Annotated in this window: 12 protein-coding genes; 5 read left to right on the top strand and 7 right to left on the bottom strand. The window is 47.5% G+C overall.

From position 1 onward, the window contains the following. Window positions 1-67 precede the first annotated feature (67 nt). The 3 genes from QUA47_RS01805 (at window position 68) to cruG (ending at window position 5,574) form a co-directional block, all read left to right on the top strand. Window positions 68-2,683 (top strand): CHAT domain-containing protein, encoded by a 2,616-nt coding sequence (locus QUA47_RS01805; RefSeq protein ID WP_333429480.1) that lies wholly within the window; start codon window positions 68-70, stop codon window positions 2,681-2,683. Window positions 2,684-2,997: 314 nt separating this feature from the next. Further along, the gene (gene cruF / locus QUA47_RS01810) at window positions 2,998-3,939 is read left to right on the top strand and encodes a gamma-carotene 1'-hydroxylase CruF (protein ID WP_333429481.1); all 942 of its coding nucleotides are present in this window, start codon (window positions 2,998-3,000) and stop codon (window positions 3,937-3,939) included. A 423-nt stretch (window positions 3,940-4,362) separates the two neighbouring features. Beyond that, window positions 4,363-5,574 carry a 2'-O-glycosyltransferase CruG gene (cruG, locus tag QUA47_RS01815; RefSeq protein ID WP_333429554.1) on the top strand — a complete coding sequence of 404 codons (1,212 nt, stop codon included), beginning with the start codon at window positions 4,363-4,365 and terminating at the stop codon, window positions 5,572-5,574. 88 nt (window positions 5,575-5,662) lie between these two features. Here cruG and QUA47_RS01820 read toward each other — a convergent pair whose 3' ends face one another. Beyond that, entirely contained in the window at window positions 5,663-9,421 is a 3,759-nt protein-coding gene (locus QUA47_RS01820) for a DUF4347 domain-containing protein (RefSeq protein WP_333429482.1), read from the bottom strand. A 280-nt stretch (window positions 9,422-9,701) separates the two neighbouring features. On the opposite strand from QUA47_RS01820, the gene QUA47_RS01825 reads away from it, so the two are divergent. Continuing rightward, a complete protein-coding gene (locus QUA47_RS01825; protein ID WP_333429483.1) occupies window positions 9,702-10,769 on the top strand; it encodes a TIGR03032 family protein in 1,068 nt (355 codons plus the stop codon). Between the two features lie 97 nt (window positions 10,770-10,866). Here the strand turns inward: QUA47_RS01825 and QUA47_RS01830 are convergent, their stop codons facing one another. The 6 genes from QUA47_RS01830 to rnhA all read right to left on the bottom strand — a co-directional run bounded on the left by QUA47_RS01830 (window position 10,867) and on the right by rnhA (window position 16,180). Further along, the gene (locus QUA47_RS01830) at window positions 10,867-11,505 is read right to left on the bottom strand and encodes a pentapeptide repeat-containing protein (protein WP_333429484.1); all 639 of its coding nucleotides are present in this window, start codon (window positions 11,503-11,505) and stop codon (window positions 10,867-10,869) included. Between the two features lie 445 nt (window positions 11,506-11,950). Next, window positions 11,951-12,826, bottom strand: a complete 876-nt coding sequence (gene blaOXA / locus QUA47_RS01835; protein ID WP_333429485.1) for a class D beta-lactamase — start codon at window positions 12,824-12,826, stop codon at window positions 11,951-11,953. Window positions 12,827-12,977: 151 nt separating this feature from the next. Next, window positions 12,978-13,391 carry an MAPEG family protein gene (locus tag QUA47_RS01840; RefSeq protein WP_333429486.1) on the bottom strand — a complete coding sequence of 138 codons (414 nt, stop codon included), beginning with the start codon at window positions 13,389-13,391 and terminating at the stop codon, window positions 12,978-12,980. Between the two features lie 394 nt (window positions 13,392-13,785). Further along, window positions 13,786-14,250, bottom strand: a complete 465-nt coding sequence (locus QUA47_RS01845; RefSeq protein ID WP_333429487.1) for a DUF3037 domain-containing protein — start codon at window positions 14,248-14,250, stop codon at window positions 13,786-13,788. Beyond that, window positions 14,228-15,016 carry a HipA family kinase gene (locus tag QUA47_RS01850; RefSeq protein WP_333429488.1) on the bottom strand — a complete coding sequence of 263 codons (789 nt, stop codon included), beginning with the start codon at window positions 15,014-15,016 and terminating at the stop codon, window positions 14,228-14,230. The genes QUA47_RS01845 and QUA47_RS01850 overlap by 23 nt, the downstream gene beginning before the upstream one ends. Window positions 15,017-15,262: 246 nt before the next feature. Continuing rightward, a complete protein-coding gene (rnhA, locus tag QUA47_RS01855) occupies window positions 15,263-16,180 on the bottom strand; it encodes a ribonuclease HI (RefSeq protein WP_333429489.1) in 918 nt (305 codons plus the stop codon). 81 nt (window positions 16,181-16,261) lie between these two features. Here rnhA and QUA47_RS01860 point away from each other — a divergent pair. After that, a partial coding sequence (locus QUA47_RS01860; protein ID WP_333429490.1) for a two-partner secretion domain-containing protein occupies window positions 16,262-19,682 on the top strand: 3,421 nt, incomplete at its 3' end.

Consider the following 19,682-nt stretch of genomic DNA (forward strand, 5'->3'; position numbering starts at 1 on the left):
ATAAATAATAAGATGTATTTGGGTTAGTTAGTATGTGTGTCTGCATCTGTAATTTTATTTTTTAAATATGAAGTTTACTCGATCGCTCCGGCAAGTAATTCTGTTATTTGTGATTTCCTGTCTGCTATCCGTTGCGATTCCTCCCGGAGTTGCTCAGATTAATCCACCACCAGCGGCGCAGCTTGTCCGTCAAGCTCGAACTCTTTACCAAGAGGAACGTTTTTCGGAAGCTGTACCGCTATTGCAGCAAGCGGCGGCGCAGTTTGAGGCAAAAGGGGAAAATCTCGATCGCGCCACAGCTTTGAGCAATTTAGCTGCAACCTACGGGCAGTTGGCGCTTTGGGAACAAGCAGAACAAGCTGTGAATTCGAGTTTGTCGGCTGTGCGAACACAGGCAAAAACTCCCGAACAGCAGCGGATTTTGGCTGAAAGTCTCAACATTCAAGGACAGTTGCAACTCGAACGGGGGCAGACTCAAGATGCGATCGAGATTTGGACGCAAGCTGCTAAAATTTTCGAGCAAATTGATAGAAAACCCCAACTTTTTCAAGTTCAAATTAATCAAAGTCTGGCTTGGGAAACTCTCGGACTTTACCCCAGAGCTTGCAAAATTCTGTTAGCTTCTTTCAAGCTGGAAAACCAAACTTGCGAAGTTTCGACAGCCGATTTGGAAAGTTTGAAAAATGGGTCGGTTTCCCTCGAACAAGTCCGGGCAATTCATGCTTTAGGGCGGGTGCTGCGGGTTTTGGGACAACTGGAACGATCGCAGGATTTATTGTCCGTGGGACTCGAAGCAGCCCAAAAATTAGGTAGCCGACCAGAGGAGGCTGCAATTTATCTCAATCTGGGCAATACGGTACGGGCTAAAAGCAATAAACCGGGTTTGACACCCGAACAGCGGGGTGATTGGGAACGCTTTGCCCTAGAGTATTATGCTCGATCGATCCAGGCGATGCCGGATCGATCTCTCCTACAAATTCAGGCAAAGTTAAACCAATTGAGTTTGTTGGTCGATAGCCAAGATTGGTCTAAGGCAGAGGTTTTGTGGCGTTCCATCGAACCTCAAGTCGCTCAATTTGGCTCGAATCGCGCTGGACTTTACGCTCAAATCAATCTAGCTCAAAGCTTGATGAAATTAGCTCAGTCGCCTGCGAAAACTTTGAGTTTAAGCGAGATTGATACAATGCTCGATCGCTCTGTCGAACCAGCAAACAGTTTGGGCGACAAACGAATACAAGCTTATATTCTGGCAGCTAAAGGCAAACTATCGGAAATCCAACAGCAGTATCAGAAAGCGGAAAATCTCACCACTGAGGCTTTGAGTTTAGCACCGACGTTTCAATCTCCCGATATTGCTTACCAATTGTTTTGGCAACTGGGACGGATTGAGAAAGCTCAGGGGAATACAGAAGGGGCGATCGCTCAATATACTCAAGCTGTGAATGTACTGTCTTCTCTGCGGGGCGATTTGGTGACAGTCAATCCCGAAGTGCAATTTTCGTTTCGGGAAAGTGCCGAACCGGTTTATCGGGAATTAGTCGGGCTGCTTTTGCAAGAGGAATCTCCCAGTCAAGCTAAATTGAAACTGGCGCGCCAAACGGTGGAATCTTTGCAGTTGGCGGAATTGGACAACTTTTTTCGGGATGCTTGCGCTGATGCTAAACCAAAGTCGATCGAGGAAATCGATCCTACAGCGGCGGTGATTTATCCGATTATTTTGAGCGATCGTTTGGAAGTAATTTTGTCAATTCCCGGCAAACCTCTGCGCCGCTACACTACTAGGAAGTCTCAAGCCGAGTTGGAAACTGCCTTCAGACAAGCCAAAAATGTCATCCGGCCTGCTGCTTTCCCTCGCGACAGGAGGCGACCCGTTGAACAGGTTTATGACTGGTTAATCCGCCCCGCAGAGGCGGATTTGGCGGCTAGCGGGATTAAAACCCTGGTATTTGTGCTCGACGGTTACTTGCGAAATCTGCCGATGGCTGTGCTGCACGACGGTGAAAAGTTTTTGGTAGAAAAATACAGTATTGCTTTGGCGCCGGGATTGCAACTGCTGGCACCGAAACCGCTGAGGGAAGTCAAGTTAAAAGTGCTCACCGCTGCCCTCTCCGAAGCGCGTCAAGGCTTCTCGGCTTTGCCGGGGGTGAAGGAGGAAATTCAACAAATTGCAGCCGAGATGCCGGCGAGTTCGCTGCTGAATGAAGATTTTGTCAGCGGGCGGTTGCACGATCGAATTAAAGCTTTGTCTTACCCGATCGTCCATTTGGCAACTCACGGTCAGTTTAGCTCGAATGCTGCGGATACTTTTATTGTGACTTGGGATCAGAAAGTGAATGTTAGGGAGTTCGATCGACTGCTGCGAGCCCGCACTGGTGAGAAACAACAGCCGATCGAACTTTTGGTTTTAAGTGCTTGCGAAACTGCTTCGGGCGATAACCGCGCGGCTTTGGGTTTGGCCGGGGCCGCAATTCGATCGGGTGCCCGCAGCACCGCCGCCACCCTTTGGCAAGTCAACGACGAATCTACAGCTATCTTTATGACTGAGTTTTACAAGCAACTGGCTTCTTCTCAAACCAGCAAAGCTGAAGCCCTCCGCAACGCTCAATTAACCCTGCTGAAAAACCCACAGTATCAGAATCCCTATTTCTGGGCACCTTTCGTGCTTGTGGGCAATTGGCAGTAATTTATTGGAAGACTGAAGGCAGAATGATTTAGTTATCTACCAGAGGTAACGGAGGCGCGTAACGGATATAACGGATAGAAGTCCGAGGGAAAAAGGGCATTCGGCACTTATGCCACCAATCCCTCGCCAAGAAACCGGGTTTCTTAGAAAAATAAGGGGTTTAGCAACGAGGTAGTCAGTCAGAAACGGGGTTTCTCGGCCCTGGGTGTAAGTTTTGGAAAAATGCCGATCGCGAGTTCGTGTTCGTTTTTTGTTAAAGATTTGTAAACTGTTAGGAAGTGCTTTCTGCATCTAATATTTTTTCGAGGAGTCCCATGAAGCAACTTTTGATTGCTGAGCGCTTTTGCCTAATTGCCCACGTCTTGTCAATGGCTTTTGGATTGGCAGGGTTGCTGCTGATTTTACCCCGTCCCGAATTGGTGATGAGTTTGCCACCAGCAGGGCAAACGCTATTCCAGTGGGGGATGGCTGGGGGTGGAGTAGTTTATATCATTTTTGGTGCAGCAGCAGTTGCTCTCTATGCCTTGCGGACGTTGGGTTGGGGTGCAACTCTGGCTTTTTTACTGCCTTCTGTGTTTTTGTCCTTGAGTAGCGAGTTGTTGGGAACGAGTACGGGTTTTCCCTTCGGCCACTACCACTATTTGAGCGGTTTGGGTTACAAAATTGCAGGGCTGGTTCCGTTTACAATTCCCCTGTCGTGGTTTTATCTGGGACTGGTTTCATACATAATTGCTCGCGCTGGAGTAGCTAGCGGTAAAGGTGAACTCAACTGGGTGCGCCAAATAGGGGCGATCGCCCTTGGTGCTTTGCTGCTAACAGCTTGGGATTTTGTACTAGATCCGGCGATGAGCCAAACTTCTGTGCCTTTTTGGGAGTTTGAGGAACTTGGGGCTTTCTTTGGGATGCCTTACCGCAATTTGGCTGGCTGGATGGGTACGGGGGCGCTATTTATGTCTGTAGCAGCTTTCTTCTGGAGAAAAACACCGATTAAATTAGAGCGATCGGAATTGGGTTTGCCCTTAATTGTTTATTTGGTAAACTTTGCTTTCGGAGCAATTATCACTGTAACTTCGTTGGATTCTCGGTTCTGGTTCCCGACATCGCTAGCGGTGCTTCTGGGCGTAGTTCCGGCGATCGCGTTAAGCTGGATCGCTAAACCCGCAGCAGGTGACGTAACCGAAACAATGCCGTCTTTGGATACATCTGTTATCACGGCTGAAATTCCTCCTCAGCCCGTGGGCGTTTTGCGTAAGTGAGTTGCTAGCGAGCAACTGCGGCTGATTTAGCAAAAATTTACACTAAATTTTGAGCTAGTTTAAAAACCCGGTTTCTACAAGAAACCGGGTTTTTCAGCGGCGATTTTTTCATTCCCAATTCCTGTAATATGTTTGAGGTCAAAATTTTATTAAATTTTTAAATTGATACCACTTACAAAAAAAATTAACTGTAAATAAGCTCCCAATCCATATCCCAATACGGTTGCTGTTAAGCTCGATCCCCCCTAGCCAAGGGCGGGCACGGGGGCACCGCCCCTACTAAGGGGGGGACAAGAACTTACTCTTGCGTCCCCCAACAACCAGGGGGATGCGAGGGGGATCTCCGAGGAATAAATAGTTTTAACCCAACCGTATTGACCCATATCCAGTAAGTCATTCCCAATTCTTCAATTGTTTAATAGTATGGTTTTCCCGATCGCCCCGAACCTGTTCCCCCAACTGCTGACAACTATCATCCCTGTCGCGCTCCTGCTGCTGCAATTGCCCGCTGCAGCCATTCTGATGTCGCGCTTGATTAAAGGCCCATCGCGCATCCCGCCCCTGGAACCGGATTCGCCGACGCTGGATTTGTTAGGTTCTTGTACTGCGGTAGTACCGACTTTGAACGAAGCCGATCGCATTTCGCCTTGTTTGGAAGGATTAACCAGCCAAAGTTACGAACTCCGAGAAGTAATTGTGGTTGACAGCTATTCGGTAGACGGAACCGGAGATTTAGTCAAAGCAGCAGCACAAAAAGACCCCCGGTTTCGCTTGATTAACGACGATCCGCTGCCGGCGGGTTGGGTAGGGCGTCCCTGGGCGCTGAATGCAGGTTTTTTGGCAAGTTCCCAGAAGTGCGAGTGGATTTTGGGCATCGATGCGGATACTGTGCCGCATCCGGGTTTGATAGCGAGTTTACTCAAAACGGCGAAAGCTGGAAATTACGATTTGATTTCGCTGTCGCCGCAGTTTATCCTCAAGTATCCGGGGGAGTTGTGGCTGCAACCTGCTTTGTTAATGACTTTGGTTTATCGGTTCGGGCCGACGGGGACTGGCGGTGATGTGCCGGAACGGGTGATGGCGAACGGTCAGTGTTTCTTGTGTAAGCGCGAGGTTTTGGTGGCATTGGGGGGCTATGAGGTCGCTCGGGGTTCGTTTTGCGATGATGTGACTCTGGCTCGCTATGCGGCTGCTAAGGGCTTTAAGGTGGGCTTTTTGGATGGGGCTAAGGTGTTGAAGGTGCGGATGTATGAGGGGGCGATCGAGACTTGGAATGAATGGGGTCGATCGCTGGATTTGAAAGATGCTGCTTCAAGCGGTCAAATCTGGGGCGATTTGTGGCTTTTGCTGGCGGTTCAAGGTTTGCCAGTGCCGATTGTATTGTGCTATTTCTTGTTTGGTTCACTGCCGCCGGTTGGTGTCTTTCCGCACTTTTGGCTGTTGGGATTGAATGTATTTTTGGTTGCGGTGCGATCGGCTTTGTGTTTGGCGATCGCACCTTCTTACGATACAACTGGGGCATCGGGTAAATGGCTGTTTTGGCTGTCACCTTTAGCCGATCCGCTGGCGTTTTTGCGAATTCTAATTTCTGCTTTAAATCAGCCTACTCAGTGGCGCGGCAGAAAGTATGAATAATCATTAAATTTTTGCTAGTTCTTTTAAAATTGGTAGAAGTGCGATCGCCCTTTTGGATCGAATGGGCGATCGTACTTTTCTTCCTTCCCTAAATCAGCCCGAAATTAGCCGATGTAATCGAATTGGCACTCACTCCTATCATCACACCTAAATCCTCTCCTGTCAAGACATTTTTGATGAGAGTTCCCTGAGTATTTTGAGTTATTTCTAACTGTCTAAAACTCAAACCACCGCTTAATCCAATCAAGTCTTGACCGACAGTAAAATCAGCAATAATATCAAATACTTGACCAGCTTTTAAGACAAAGATATCGTTGCCGCTACCGCCACTTAAACTATCATTACCCAAGTCTCCGTAAAGAATATCATCACCTTTTCCGCCTAGGAGAATATCGTTATCTTCCCCTCCGTAAAGAGTATCATTTCCTTCACACCCTCCCAGAACATCTGCTCCTTCGTCACCACTGATTAAGTCATTGCCTTCACCGCCACATATGGTATCCGAACCCTGATTTCCAAACAGGTAATCATCACCTTGACTACCAAGCATTATGTCATTCCCTTTGCCTCCAAATACGGTGTCATCATCATTACCACCATCAATGAAGTCATCATTTTTATTGCCAAGAATGATGTCATTACCTTCGCGGCCATTTAGGGAGTCATTGCCTTTGCCTCCAAAGATTAAATCATTGCCTAGCTCGCCAATCATGATATCGTTTCCTTCATCTCCCAATAAAATGTCATCACCTGTGCCACCGCTGATAAAATCATTGCCTTTGTTGCCGTTTAATATGTCGCTGCTATCACCACCATATAAGTTGTCATCCCCGGATTTTGCATCGAATATATTGCCCCTGTTGCTCCCCAGTAATTCATCGTTTTGGGCAGTGCCTATTTGAATTCCCGATACACCGATTACGGTGTTTTCAACTGAGTTAGGTTGGTTTAAGTTGGGATAGGCAATGTCATCGCAGATGCAGTCGTCATTGGGGATGTTGTTGGTTGTTGGTGTTGGCGTCGGTGTTGGTGTTTCCGCAGGGGTTGGTGCGGGTGCAGGGGTTGGTGCAGGGGTTGGTGTTTCCGCAGGGGTTGGTGCGGGTGCAGGGATTGGTGCGGGTGCAGGGGTTGGTGCAGGTGCGGGTGTTGGTGTTTCCGCAGGGGTTGGTGCGGGCGCAGGTGCGGGTGTTGGTGTTTCCGCAGGGGTTGGTGCGGGTGCAGGGGTTGGTGTTTCCGCAGGGGTTGGTGTTCGCGTCGGTGTTGGTGTTTCCGCAGGGGTTGGTGCGGGTGCAGGGGTTGGTGCAGGGGTTGGTGCAGGGGTTGGTGCAGGTGCGGGTGTTGGTGTTTCCGCAGGGGTTGGTGTTGGCGTCGGTGTTGGTGTTTCCGCAGGGGTTGGTGCGGGTGCAGGTGCGGGTGTTGGTGCTGGTGCAGGGGTTGGTGCTGGTGCAGGGGTTGGTGCTGGTGCAGGTGCAGGTGTCGCAACATCAACACTAAAAGTACCCAAACTGCTAGCAGCAGCAAAATTACCGCTAGCATCCTTCACCTGCGATGCTTGCAAATTAACTGTGTAAGTACCATTATCAGCAGTATCCCAAGTTCCCCCTGGTGGTGTCAACGAATATGTCGCTGTACGCGGCGTACCATTGCTATTAATATCAACACTAACAAAAGTAGCAGGAATAACACCACCTGACCAATTTACAACAACGTCAGAATTATCTAAACTGCTAACATCAACTCCACTGCTATCACTGAAAGTAACAGTCAATGTCTGACTTGTACCGTCGGCTGTAGTAATGTTAGAAATTGCACTCAGGTTAGCAGTAGGATCAGTAACATCAGCAGTACGAACCAGTTGAGTTGCGGCGGTATTGTTATTACCCGCAGTATCCGTAGCTTTAGCCGCAAGTACATCAACTGTGACATTACCACTAGCAGTGGGAGTGACATCAAAGGTGTAGGTTTTGGCATCAACTCTAACAAAGTTACCGACAGTAGCATTAGCTACGGTGATATCAGTATTATCAAACCCAGTGACATCTTCATTAAAGGTAGCAGTGACGGTAAATAAACCAGTTACTGTTGGTGTTGAATTGGATGTTAAGGCAACAGTAGGTGGGGTGACATCAACAGTAGGGGTGGTGACATTAGCAGTACGAACCAGTTGAGTTGCGGCGGTATTGTTATTACCCGCAGTATCCGTAGCTTTAGCCGCAAGTACATCAACTGTGACATTACCACTAGCAGTGGGAGTCACATCAAAGGTGTAGGTTTTGGAATCAACTTTAACAAAGTTACCGACCGTAGCATTAGCTACGGTGATATCAGTATTATCAAACCCGGTGACATCTTCATTAAAGGTAGCAGTGACGCTAAATAAACCATTTACTGTTGGTGCTGAATTTGAGGTTAAGGCAACTGTGGGTGCAACCTCATCATTAATAACAATGGCTTTGCTACCGCCGAGGGAGTTGGCTGACGCAGTAGCGGGGAGGGTTAAGAACGCATCAAAGCCTGCACCAGCGGTTTCTTTAATGGTGCCGCCGTTGAGGGTGAGGGCGTTGGTGGCGAGATATTCTAAGTCGGCAGAGGTGTCTCCTGCTTGCACTACATAGTTGAAGGTGAGGGCTGTACTGCCGCTACCAAAGGCGTAGGTGGCAAATTGGTCAGTTGTGCCGGTTTCTAGTTGCAGTTGAGGTGTGCCGGTAACGTTGACAGCAGCATCGAAGGTGACAGTGACGGCGATGGTGGAACCGACGCCGTAGCTGCCGTCAGCGGTGGTAGCGGTGACAGCAGTAACTTTGGGGGTGTTGTTGAGCAGGATGGAGGCGGTGTTGCTCCTTTCGTTCGCCACAGCTAAGTCAGGTTTTCCGTCCAAGTTGAAGTCGCCGATGCTGACGGACCAGGGGCTATCGCCAGTTGTGAAGGTGACTTGGGGGGCGAAAGTGGGGGTGGTCGCTCCGGTGGCGGTGGTGTTGAGCAGGATGGAGGCGGTGTCGCTGCTTGCGTTCGCCACAGCTAAGTCAGGTTTTCCGTCCAAGTTGAAGTCGCCGATGCTGACGGACCTGGGGCTATCGCCAGTAGGGAAGTCAACTTTGGTGGCGAAAGTGGGGGTGGTGGCTCCGGTGGCGGTGGTGTTGAGCAGAATGGAGGCGGTGTTGCTGGAGGAGTTCGCCACAGCTAAGTCAGGTTTGCCGTCGCCGTTGATGTCGCCGATGCTGACAGACCAGGGGCTATCGCCAGTAGGGAAGTCAACTTTGGGGGCTAAGCCTAGTACGCCGCTGTAGGTTTTGAGGGTGGTTTCTGTGAGGGCCAGTTTGGGCTTTTGGGGAGATGGGGGGATGAGTTGGGGGATGTCCCATGTGCCGCCTAGTGCGGTGTTACCCGTGGTAGTGGGGTTGGCGGCGATGTTTGCGCCTGTGAGTTGGTGCAATTGAGTGAGGAATCGGTAGTCTCTGTCCCCGGCTGCTACGTTACATCCATATAAGATGATGCTGGCGTTGGCACTGAAACTGTTTCGCCACTGTTGCAACTGTTGGCTGTAGTTTTCGATGTTGCTGCTATTTAGTTCTGTTGTGCCTAAGTAAAGGCGGCCGGAACTGCCGTGTGTGATGACGTGTAGGGCTTCGATGCCTGTATGCTGAGCTAGGAGTGTGGTAATTTGCTCTATGGCATCAGGCTGGCTTTTGAGGATGTAGGTTCCTGTACCCCTTTTGATGCCAGAGGCTATGTGGTGGCTGTCGGGTACTGTGGGGTCAAGGATGACTATTTCCGTTGCTTGGTTGCTAATGTCACAAGCCTTGGGAAAAACTTTTTTTTGAGACTTAATTTGAAGGAGAGTTTTCATATGTTTTTACCTCCACTAGAATGCTTTGGTGAGCAGCAAAGTCTCTGTCCCCTGATTTGAGTTAAGATGCGGGATTTCTACCAGGTGTCCGAGCAGACGCTAGATTTTTTACTACTTAGTAAGATTGGATCGCACTGTCAGTGGTTTAGTTCCGGGATGTACAAATCTTTATAATTGGATAGGTAATTTTACACGAATTATCCCAAGCCGAAGCGATTTACCCGGGCGCGGCGACGGACTTATGAGATTATTGTTTTAGGCAATTACACTCAGTGATTCTATGAATAATGACGATCTCACCAATTTCAATACAGTACAAGAACACGAGATTTTTGGCGATCGCGATTTTCCATCTTGGTTAACTCAACAACAAATCAGCCTCGCTTGCACTACCTATCAAACCAGCAGGTTAATGTTAATCGGTGCTATGCCAGAAACGAACAGAATCTCGGCTTTTTGGCGAATATTCGATCGCGCAATGGGGCTTTTATGCACGCCGGAACGCCTTTATTTAAGTTCAAAATATCAACTTTGGCAATTAGATAATGTCTTAGACTCCGGGAAATTATACCAAGGATACGATAAATTATATATACCAAGAATCGGCTATACTACAGGAGATATCGACATTCACGATATCGCGGTCGATAAAAATAACCAAATCATTTTTATTAGCACTTTGTTTAATTGTATCGCTACTTTGAGCGATCGTCACAGTTGCAAACCTCTCTGGAAACCGCAATTTATCTCACAATACATCAACGAAGACCGGTGTCACCTCAACGGTTTGGCGATGGTAGCTGGGGAGGCGAAATATGTCACAGCGTCGAGTCAGTCGGATGTGGTGGATGGTTGGCGCGATCGCAGAAAAAACGGCGGTATAGTTATTGATATTCAATCTAATGATATCATCGTCACAGGATTGTCAATGCCGCATTCACCCCGCTGGTATCAAGACAAATTGTGGTTGCTGAATTCGGGGCGGGGAGAATTCGGTTATGTGGATTTAGAAACAGGGAAATTTGAGGCCATTACGTTTTGTCCGGGATATGTCCGAGGACTGGCTTTTTGGCAAAATTGGGCAATTGTTGGACTGTCGAAACCTCGGGGTGGTGACAATACTTTTAGCGGCTTAGAATTGGATGAGTTATTGGTAGCAAAGGATGCTGAGGCTCGCTGTGGTATGATGGTGATTGATTTGACTACTGGGGCGATCGTTCACTGGTTGCGCTTTGAAGGAATTGTTACGGAACTCTATGATGTGCAGGTGATTCCCACAGTCCAAAAGCCTATGGCTGTAGGTTTTCAGACTGAAGAAATTGCTCAGTTAATTACTTTGGAACTTTAACCGCAGATGGTGGCGGATGTACGCGGATTAACGCAGATAAATGTTTACAGGATTTACCCACGGGGTGTGAGAGGGAGTATTTAAGCGGAATTTGGTATTACTCAACGATCGCCCCATCTAAGCTTGTTTTTCTTAAGTCTGTTCTAGCTAAATTTGCACCTCTTAAGTCAGCACCTGTTAAACAAACATTGCTTAAATCTGCATAACTCAAATCAGCACCTCTGAGATTAGTATCAGATAAATTTGCTCCTGATAAATTCGCCCTCACCAGTTGCGATCCACTCAAGTTGCTGCCACTAAAATTTGCCGATTGCATTTGTGCTGCCATTAAGTTTGCTTTGCTTAAATTAGTGCCGCTGAGGTTAGCCAAATTTAATTTAGCATAACTCAAATCAATGTTTTCCAAGCAAAGTTCGCTCAATTGCGCGCATCGCAAGTTAGCATTAATAAAAAACCTGTCTCCCCCCGCATAACGGCGCAGCAATTCGTCAACTTCCAGCCGAATTAAAACGGGTTCGCAAGTATTTTGGTAGCACCAGGATGTCTCCAGCAAACGGGCGGCTGCTTCAATTGCTACCTTGTCGCATTTAGAGAGTACCAAACTATTGCACCCATCCCACTCACCGTTGAGCATGAATGCCATCTCAGAAGCTGCTGCACTTGAGTCGCATAACAAAACGGTTTCTGGTTTGGGTTGCAGCCAGTTCATTAAACCGATCGAGCTCAGGTTTTTCATTGTTGATTTAGGGTTTGTGCGTCTTCCTTAATTATAGTAGACCTCTCCCCGCGCTGAAGCGACGCGAATTCTAAACTGTTGCTACTGCGGTACTTTTTATCTAGTTCTTTAAAAGATAGGACTTATATAGTTTACGGTAGTTTCGGAATGATTAAACCACAGAGACCACAGAGGGAGCTGAGGAAGAAAAAGAGAGATGAATAATTCCGATACCAACGGATTTGATATTACGCACGCGGGGCAAAAAACCAGGTTTATGCGTCAAAATTTCAGGGAGAAATCCACATTTTTTGGGAGAAATCGTTTTTTTTTCGTAAGTCCTAAAAGATGTACAAGACTCGGCTTCCTACGCTCGAACTCAGGCATCGAATAAATGGGTGTTTTGGCTGTCACCGTTAGCCTATCCGCTGGCGTTTTTGCCAATATAAGAGAACAAATAACGCACTTACAGCAGCGCAAGATCCTTGAAGCAACGGCGCGTTAACTCTATTCTTGCCGCTCCGTCATTTTTGTTGCGGAGGTCAATGTTTGTAGCAAAAAAGTAAACATTTTTATCCTTTTCTAAATAACCTACATACCAGCCAATTTGAGGCTTTGTTTGTTCTCCAAAATTTGCCCAGCCTGTTTTGGCCCTAATTGTGTAATCGGGAGTTTGTTCAACAATTATAATGTCTTTCACCAGAGACAGCGATCGCTCAGAAAAGGGTAAGTCATTTTTGTAGAGACGGCGGAGAAATTGAATTTGCTCGTTGGGTGTGATTCGCAGTTCTCCCTCTAACCAGAATTTGTCAATATCGTCTTTGTTACCGATTTTTTGGTTGCCATAACCGACTTTAGCTACCCATTTTTGCATTTGCTCGTGTCCGACTCGGCGGGCGAGAACTTGGTAAAACCAAACGGCAGAAAGTTTCATGGCTTCTCTCATATTCAAGTCTCGATTCCATGCGGGAATTTGCCTTTGAGTTCCATCCCAAGTTAGCACAGCAAGCTCATCTGAAATTACCCCTGTTTCTAAGGAAATCAGAGAGTTGAGAATTTTAAATGTAGATGCGGGTAAAAAAGCTGTGGCGTTACGCTGCGGGTTGTGTTGATAAAGCCGATCGCTATTCAAATCGTAAATTGCGATTGAGCCTTCCACTCCTAGTTCTTGAAAGTGCCGTCCAAAATTCATTGTCTCAGCAACATCTCCTCCCCGTCGTGGAGATTCTTGCACTGGAGGTGGCACGGTTAAGGCTGATTGCGGTGGCCCAACTAAAACAAAAGTAATGCAGCCTAATACAATTAAAATAACAGCGATCGCACGACGAGATATTCGGTTCATAAACTTCGATAATTTAGCCAAATCACAGGCATTAATGTCACAGGGGCGATCGACTTGTAAGGTGCGTCTGACTTATGCGCTGTAAGAAACAATAAAGGTTTGCCCTTGACGCACCCTACTATATATATGTGCCAATTGCGTAATTACTTAACTAGAAAACTGCCATAATAGTTAAGGCGACCCAGCAGCTTAACTGAATTACTAAGCTGAATAACCGAAACTTCGGATCGAGGCCAGCGATGTGAATCGCTGAATGTACAAGCCGAAATAGAATGTACACAACAACCAGCAAATCTACTGCTGTTCCTGAAACACCCCTAACTGTTAGAAGAAAAACAACTCCCAAATACAAAGGCAGGTTTTCTATCAAGTTGGATTGTACTCGAAATAGTCGCCAAAGCAAGCTGTCGTCGTTTTGTGTGCCGAAATCTTTTACAGATCCGCCCGCAGATAGATGCCGAATCCTAACTGCTAGCAACAAGATAACAACTGCGATCGTCCACAAAATGAAAATTGCTAAACCCCAGAGAGGGAAAGTCATATTTGTCGGTTCAATTTGCATCATCTTTCTACCTTGCGAAACTGCTGCTAAGACTTTAGAAAAGTTAGATCAAATCCTGTAAGATCGTCGGGCGTCAAATCCAGCCAACAGTCAACAATCACCGACGGTGCAACCGGAATCGATAGAATTCATCTGCGTTAATCTGTGTTAATCTGCCCTCATCTGGGGTTAAAAAAAGAGAAGGTATTAACCGCAGATGACAAGGAATTGACGCTGATTCACGCAGATGAACAGAAGAGAGATATGAAGAATTGCGATGCGAACAGATTTGATATTACCAGTCAGGAATTTTGCTCTGGCGTTCTCATTTTTAGCTAAAACAGCTTGAGGATGCTTCGATTCTGGCTGTTTTCGGAACTCACCAAGCTCACAGCAGCATCTAACCGACAAGCTGACGCTAACTAGAGTGCGATCGCATCTCCTGAGTGTCAATTCCAGCCGCTAGCAACCGAGCGTTTACAGATGGTTTTCGGCTTGACGGTCGCACCATTGTATCGAGCAAGTGTTCGATCGCACCCGGTAGACTCTGGCAAAAACCAGTGTGTACCCGCGATGTCTGAACGATCGTGCTGCGGGGTGCTACGAGCCAGTGAAAGCGCTCTCTGTGGGGAAGTTGACCGATCGCGCCAGATTCCTTGCCGCCTGCACAAATGATGGGAATGACTGCTAGGTGATTGCGAATCATTTCCAGATCCAACGTTGAGTCGATCGCCATCAAGCGCTGTTCATCAATTTCGATACGGGCTTCGAGGAATTTTTTCGTACCGCAGGAAACGATCGCCCCCACGTTGATAAACTCCTCGCGCTCGACTTTGGGAACAACGCGAATAATCGCATAATCATACAGAAATCGATCGGGCACTAATCGCCTCCTCCAAAAAAATATGTGGTGATTCTAGCCGATTTAGCAGGTACTCGATATAAGCATCCCGATGTTGGTTGCTATCGCTGAAAGGAGAATCTCCCACCAGCCAAGCATCAGGAATTAGTTTAACGATGTTGCGAATGATTTCCGGCGTTAGCCTTTGAGTCATCTTTGAATTTGCCGCTTCCAGCGTACTGGCAAAACGCAGCAGAACGTGGTCTTTGATTGGGGGGAAACGATCGCGGCTGCGCGAGAGATAATCTTTCCAGGTGTGGTGGAAGTAGAGGGCTGCACCGTGATCGATCAGCCAAAGCCGGCGGTGCCATACCAGCATATTTGCATTGCGCGACGTGCGATCGATGTTAGTCACAAAAGCATCGAACCAGACGATTTCTGAGGCCAGATCCGCATCGGACTTCCCCGCTATCGGGTCAAATGTGATCGAGCCGGGGAGATAGTCGAGGGCGAGGTTGAGGCCAGCACTTGCTCGGATCAAATCTTGAATTTCCGGGTCAGGCTCAGTGCGAGCCAGTTCGGGATCGAGTTCAACAAAGACGAGTTCGGGGACTGGGAGCCCGGAGGCGCGAGCAATCTCTCCCGCCACTAACTCCGCGATCAGAGATTTGGCTCCCTGACCCGCCCCGCGAAATTTGAGCACGTACAAACCATCATCATCTGCTTCAACGATGGCGGGTAGCGACCCGCCCTCGCGTAAGGGAGTGACATATCTGGTAGCAGTGACTGTTCGCAAGCTGATACTCATGCTATTTTAGATTTTCTATTTGAGATTTTAGATGCAAAATCACTGATTTTATGAGGGTTTGGAGTACGGGCTTACAGACAGTTGGATTCTTTCTTTTAACTGGGACTGATGTTCAGTAGTCTGTTTACTAAACTGATGACTAAAAGGACACAACAATGTTGTGTCCCTACGGAATTTTGCCAAATCTTGCTTTGAGACAGTCATTAGTCATCAGTTATTAATCAACTAATAACTCATGACTAACCACTAATCAGTTGTACTAACGTGGTCGATTCTCTCTAATTGCCAGAGAATTTGGTTGCCTTCGCGCCGCACCCGCGAAACAACCCAATTCCGCCAAACCCAGTTGTCTCCACGACTGGTGACAGCGCTGGCATTTACATCCATCAAATCAGCCAGTTCAGAACTGGTAATCAAGTAGCCTTTCGTAGCAACCTCGTCGGCGATGTGCAACGTTTCGATCAGATTGCGGAGGTCCTGAACCCTCACCTCGCGGGGCAAGTTCTCCAGGGTATCGGCAGTTGAGTCCATCATGGTAGAGTTGGAGATCGGAAGGTCAGAAGTTATGACATAGGATTCTATCGTTTTGTTACCAGTTGTGTCCGTTCCTTCCGAAACAATTGTGTTTTCCGAACCTAGAGGCGGTGTGGCCGCGCTGACAAAAGTGCCCGCCGGAGTCTCACCTGCAGTTGGTTTCTGCTGTTGCAGTTCGGGAGTGAGATTGTGGGAGAAGCTGCGGGCGATTTCATCGCATCTGTCGTTGTAGAAGTCGCCGGAGTGGCCGCGGACGTGTTCCCACTTGATTTGCCGGGAATTGAGCTTGTCTAGCCGGTGCCAGAGGTCTTGGTTGACAACATCTTTACCGGTTGAGGTTTTCCAGCCTTTATTTTTCCAGCCTTGAATCCATTTAGTGATGCCGTTCTTAACGTATTCGCTGTCGGTGTAAACAGTGACGGGTTCGGTTTGACCGGAATTGGCAAAAAATTCCAGCGCAGCGACGGCCGCCTGCATTTCCATGCGGTTGTTAGTAGTTTGGGGGTCTCCACCCCCGAGCTCGTGACAGTTGCCGTCGGCGAAGCAAACTACTGCACCCCAGCCACCTGGGCCTGGGTTGCCGGAACAAGCGCCGTCTGTGTAAAGGCTTTTGATTTTGGGAGTTGTCATGAGCGAATTAATTTGTTATTTAGAGGTAACTTGTTTGCAAGTGCGATAATTAAGGCAATTGAGATAGTTTTACTTGCTGCTATGAAAAATGCCAACTTAAAGATTAAAAAGGTCGGGCTATTTATTTGTCCCTTTTCTTTGTTAATTTTTAATACTTTCGCGCAAGCACAGCCCATAGTGCCTGCTGCTGACGGTACGGGTACTGTTGTCACCCCCAGCGGCAACCGCTATGATATCAACGGTGGCAGTTTGTCGGGAGACGGCGCGAATCTTTTTCACAGTTTTGGGCAGTTTGGCTTGAATGAAGGTCAAATTGCTAATTTTCTGACTAATTCGGCTATTCAAAATATATTAGCTCGAATTGCGGGCGGGGACGCTTCGCTAATTAACGGTTTAATTACTGTCACGGGCGGCAATTCTAATCTTTTTCTAATTAATCCTGCGGGGATTGTGTTTGGCCCGAACGCGAGTTTGAATGTGCCGGCGGCTTTTACTGCAACTACTGCGAATGGTGTCGGTTTTGGTTCAAATTGGTTTAATGCTGCGGGTACAAATAATTTTAGCGCCTTGGTGGGTACGCCAAATGCTTTTTCTTTTAGTCCGGGTGTACCGGGAAGTATTGTTAATGCTGGCAATTTAGCGGTGACTCCGGGGCAAAATTTGGCTTTGCTTGGCGGTACGGTTGTTAGTACCGGGCAGTTGTCGGCCCCGGGCGGGCAAATTACTGTTGCTGCGGTTGGGGGCGGAAATGTTCTCCGCATTAGTCAACCGGGGCATTTGTTGAGTTTGGAAATAGCAACGGGCGGAAATGTTGGTAATTCTCCACAGACTTTGAATCCTGTTTCTTTGCCGCAGTTGCTGACAGGTACTGGGCAAAATCAGGCGGCGGGTGTTGCGGTTGCGGATGACGGTTCTGTGCGGCTTGTGGATTCTGGTTTGCAGGTGAATTCTGGGGATGTGGCGATTGCTGCTAATGTGTCTGGGCTGCCGCAGTTGAATGCGGGAAGTGCGAATTTATGGGCTGCGGAAAATCTCACGCTAGCAGGCGCTAGGCTGCAAACTACGGGGGATTTGAGTTTGCTGGGTGGGGATGCGGTGCGGGTCAGGGACAGCGCCCAGAATCCTTTTTTGGCGCAGGCTGGGGGGAATTTATACATTCAGGGATCTCGCACTATTGATATTCTCACTCAAAATGCGATCGGCGGCTTATTTCTTCCCCCGCAATTCCAAAGCGGCGGCAATTTGAGTTTGGTTAGCAACGGCATTATTTCGGGGGATTCCCACTTTGTATCTGGTGGCAATTTTTCGATTCGCAATTTGTCGGGAATGCCGGGAAACTTTGTCAGTTTATTTGACCCGATTATCAGTTCGGAAGGAGATGTTTTCTTTGGAGATTATACTGGTGTTTCGCTGAAAGTCGAGGCGAAGGGGAGCATTGTTGCCGAGGATATTACAATTACCGGCCCCGATAGTGCATTGGGTAATGAAAATGTGAGTGGCGATCCGGATATTGCTATTTTAACCAGCAGTCCGGCCTTAATTCTGCGGGCGGGAGTGCAAAATCTGGCAAATTCTCCTAATGTTCCTAATTCTCCTGCGGATACTCCGGGTGATAATGAACAACCTAATCCTTTAGGTGACGATGCAATATTTACTCCTGCGTCTATTTTGTCGAATAATTTGATTTATGTTGAAAATATTTCGGCTGGCGGGCCGGTGATTTTGTCAGCGCCGGGAAGTATCGCAACTAGAGATATTAATGGCGGTCAAATTAATATCGAAAGCAGGGAAGCCGGAGTGATAGTTGGGGGCAGATTAACGTCTAGTTCTACCATTAATATTCAAGCTAATGACAATATTATATTGACAAGTGACATTTCTCGTGCTGATATCAACGGCAGTATTAGTCTGAATACTGTTCGGGGTAATATCGTCACAGGAGCGATCGATACTGGGACTTCCGGGGCGATCGAACTCAGAGCTTTTGGTAATGTGAATTTTGGGACTTTGCAGGGATCTAATGTTGAGATTACCAGTAACTCCGGGGCATTGGGAGTTTTGACGGATGCCAATATCATTGTGCCTAATACTACACCAGTCAATATTACAGCAACTGAGAATATCAATTTGACAGCTTTTAGGGACTTAACGGTAGGCAATCTCACCGCTGCGACTGTCAATGCTAGCAGCAGCAATGGGAGTGTTAATACGGGTGCGGTCGCTACTTCGGGAGATGTCAGAATTGTAGCGGGACAGGAAATCAACACAGAGGCAATAACTGTTAATCCTGTAACCACAAATTCAGTTAACCCCCTCATTCCTACAGTAAATTTGGATGCACAAACTAATATGAATGTTGCATCGATTAACGCTGGCACTGGCACTATTAATTTGAGCTCTTCCAGCGATTTAAATGCAGGGAGTGTGCAAGGTGGAGCAGTTGACATCAATAGCGATAGTGGAAATATTGCGATAGGTAATACTACATCTCTAGGGAATATTAATATAATAGGTTCGGGAAATGTAAATTCCGGGGATGTGCGTGGAGTTGGAGTTAATATAAATAGCAATACGGGAAGTATTAATATTGACAGCGCTACAGCAACAGAAAATACTGTCAATTTAACAGCGCTGCTAAATGTAAATTCTGGGGATGTGCGGGGAGTTGGAGTTAATGTAAACAGCAATGGGGGAAGTATTAATATTGGCAATATCGACGCCACAATAGGAAATGTCAATTTGACAAGTTCGGGAAATGTAAATTCCGGGGATTTGCGGGGAGTTGGAGTTAATGTAACTAGCAATACGGGAAGTATTAATATTGGGAATACGGACGCCACAACAGGAAATGTGAATGTAACAGCGCCGCTTGATGTAAATTCACGAGACTTGCAGGGAGTTGCAGTTGATGTCACTAGCAGCAGGGGAACAGTCAGCACTGGTAATATAAGTGCTGCCGAAAGTGTCGGAATTTTAGCGGGGAACGAAATCGCAATTGGGCGAATAAATGTTAATCCTGTTGTTAGTGCCGATCGCACTTCTACAGTAAATCTTAACGCTCAAAATGATATCAGTGTTGCATCGATCAATGCTCCGGGCGGTAATGTTGAGCTCACAACTCCGGGTTTAGTTCGAGTGACGGGTACTTTTGACCAAAACGGCACTCCTCTTAGCGTCTCGACTCTTGGTAGCATTCAACCGGGTACAGTTACGCTCCGCCACGGCGGCGGCGATGTCAATCCGCCGATACCTTTTGCGGTGGGAGATGCGACGACTAACGGTACTGCTGGGGCGATCGCCAGTAATCCTGTGGGTACGATTACTCAGGGCCGATCTTTCATAAATTCTTACACTCAAGGCAATAGTGCGATCGTTACTACCAATCAACCAACTAATCCCGACAATCCCGAGAATCCCAATAATCCCGAGAATCCCAATAATCCCGAGAATCCCAATAATCCCGAGAATCCCAATAATCCAAATAATCCCGAGAATCCCAATA

The sequence above is a fragment of the Microcoleus sp. MON2_D5 genome (assembly GCF_036701905.1).
GTDB lineage: Bacteria > Cyanobacteriota > Cyanobacteriia > Cyanobacteriales > Microcoleaceae > Microcoleus.

Coding starts and splice junctions, on each gene's coding strand:
- QUA47_RS01805 (WP_333429480.1), top strand. CDS start 68: ATGAAGTTTACTCGATCGCTCCGGCAAGTAATTCTGTTATTTGTGATT.
- cruF (WP_333429481.1), top strand. CDS start 2,998: ATGAAGCAACTTTTGATTGCTGAGCGCTTTTGCCTAATTGCCCACGTC.
- cruG (WP_333429554.1), top strand. CDS start 4,363: ATGGTTTTCCCGATCGCCCCGAACCTGTTCCCCCAACTGCTGACAACT.
- QUA47_RS01820 (WP_333429482.1), bottom strand. CDS start 9,421: ATGAAAACTCTCCTTCAAATTAAGTCTCAAAAAAAAGTTTTTCCCAAG.
- QUA47_RS01825 (WP_333429483.1), top strand. CDS start 9,702: ATGAATAATGACGATCTCACCAATTTCAATACAGTACAAGAACACGAG.
- QUA47_RS01830 (WP_333429484.1), bottom strand. CDS start 11,505: ATGAAAAACCTGAGCTCGATCGGTTTAATGAACTGGCTGCAACCCAAA.
- blaOXA (WP_333429485.1), bottom strand. CDS start 12,826: ATGAACCGAATATCTCGTCGTGCGATCGCTGTTATTTTAATTGTATTA.
- QUA47_RS01840 (WP_333429486.1), bottom strand. CDS start 13,391: ATGATGCAAATTGAACCGACAAATATGACTTTCCCTCTCTGGGGTTTA.
- QUA47_RS01850 (WP_333429488.1), bottom strand. CDS start 15,016: ATGAGTATCAGCTTGCGAACAGTCACTGCTACCAGATATGTCACTCCC.
- rnhA (WP_333429489.1), bottom strand. CDS start 16,180: ATGACAACTCCCAAAATCAAAAGCCTTTACACAGACGGCGCTTGTTCC.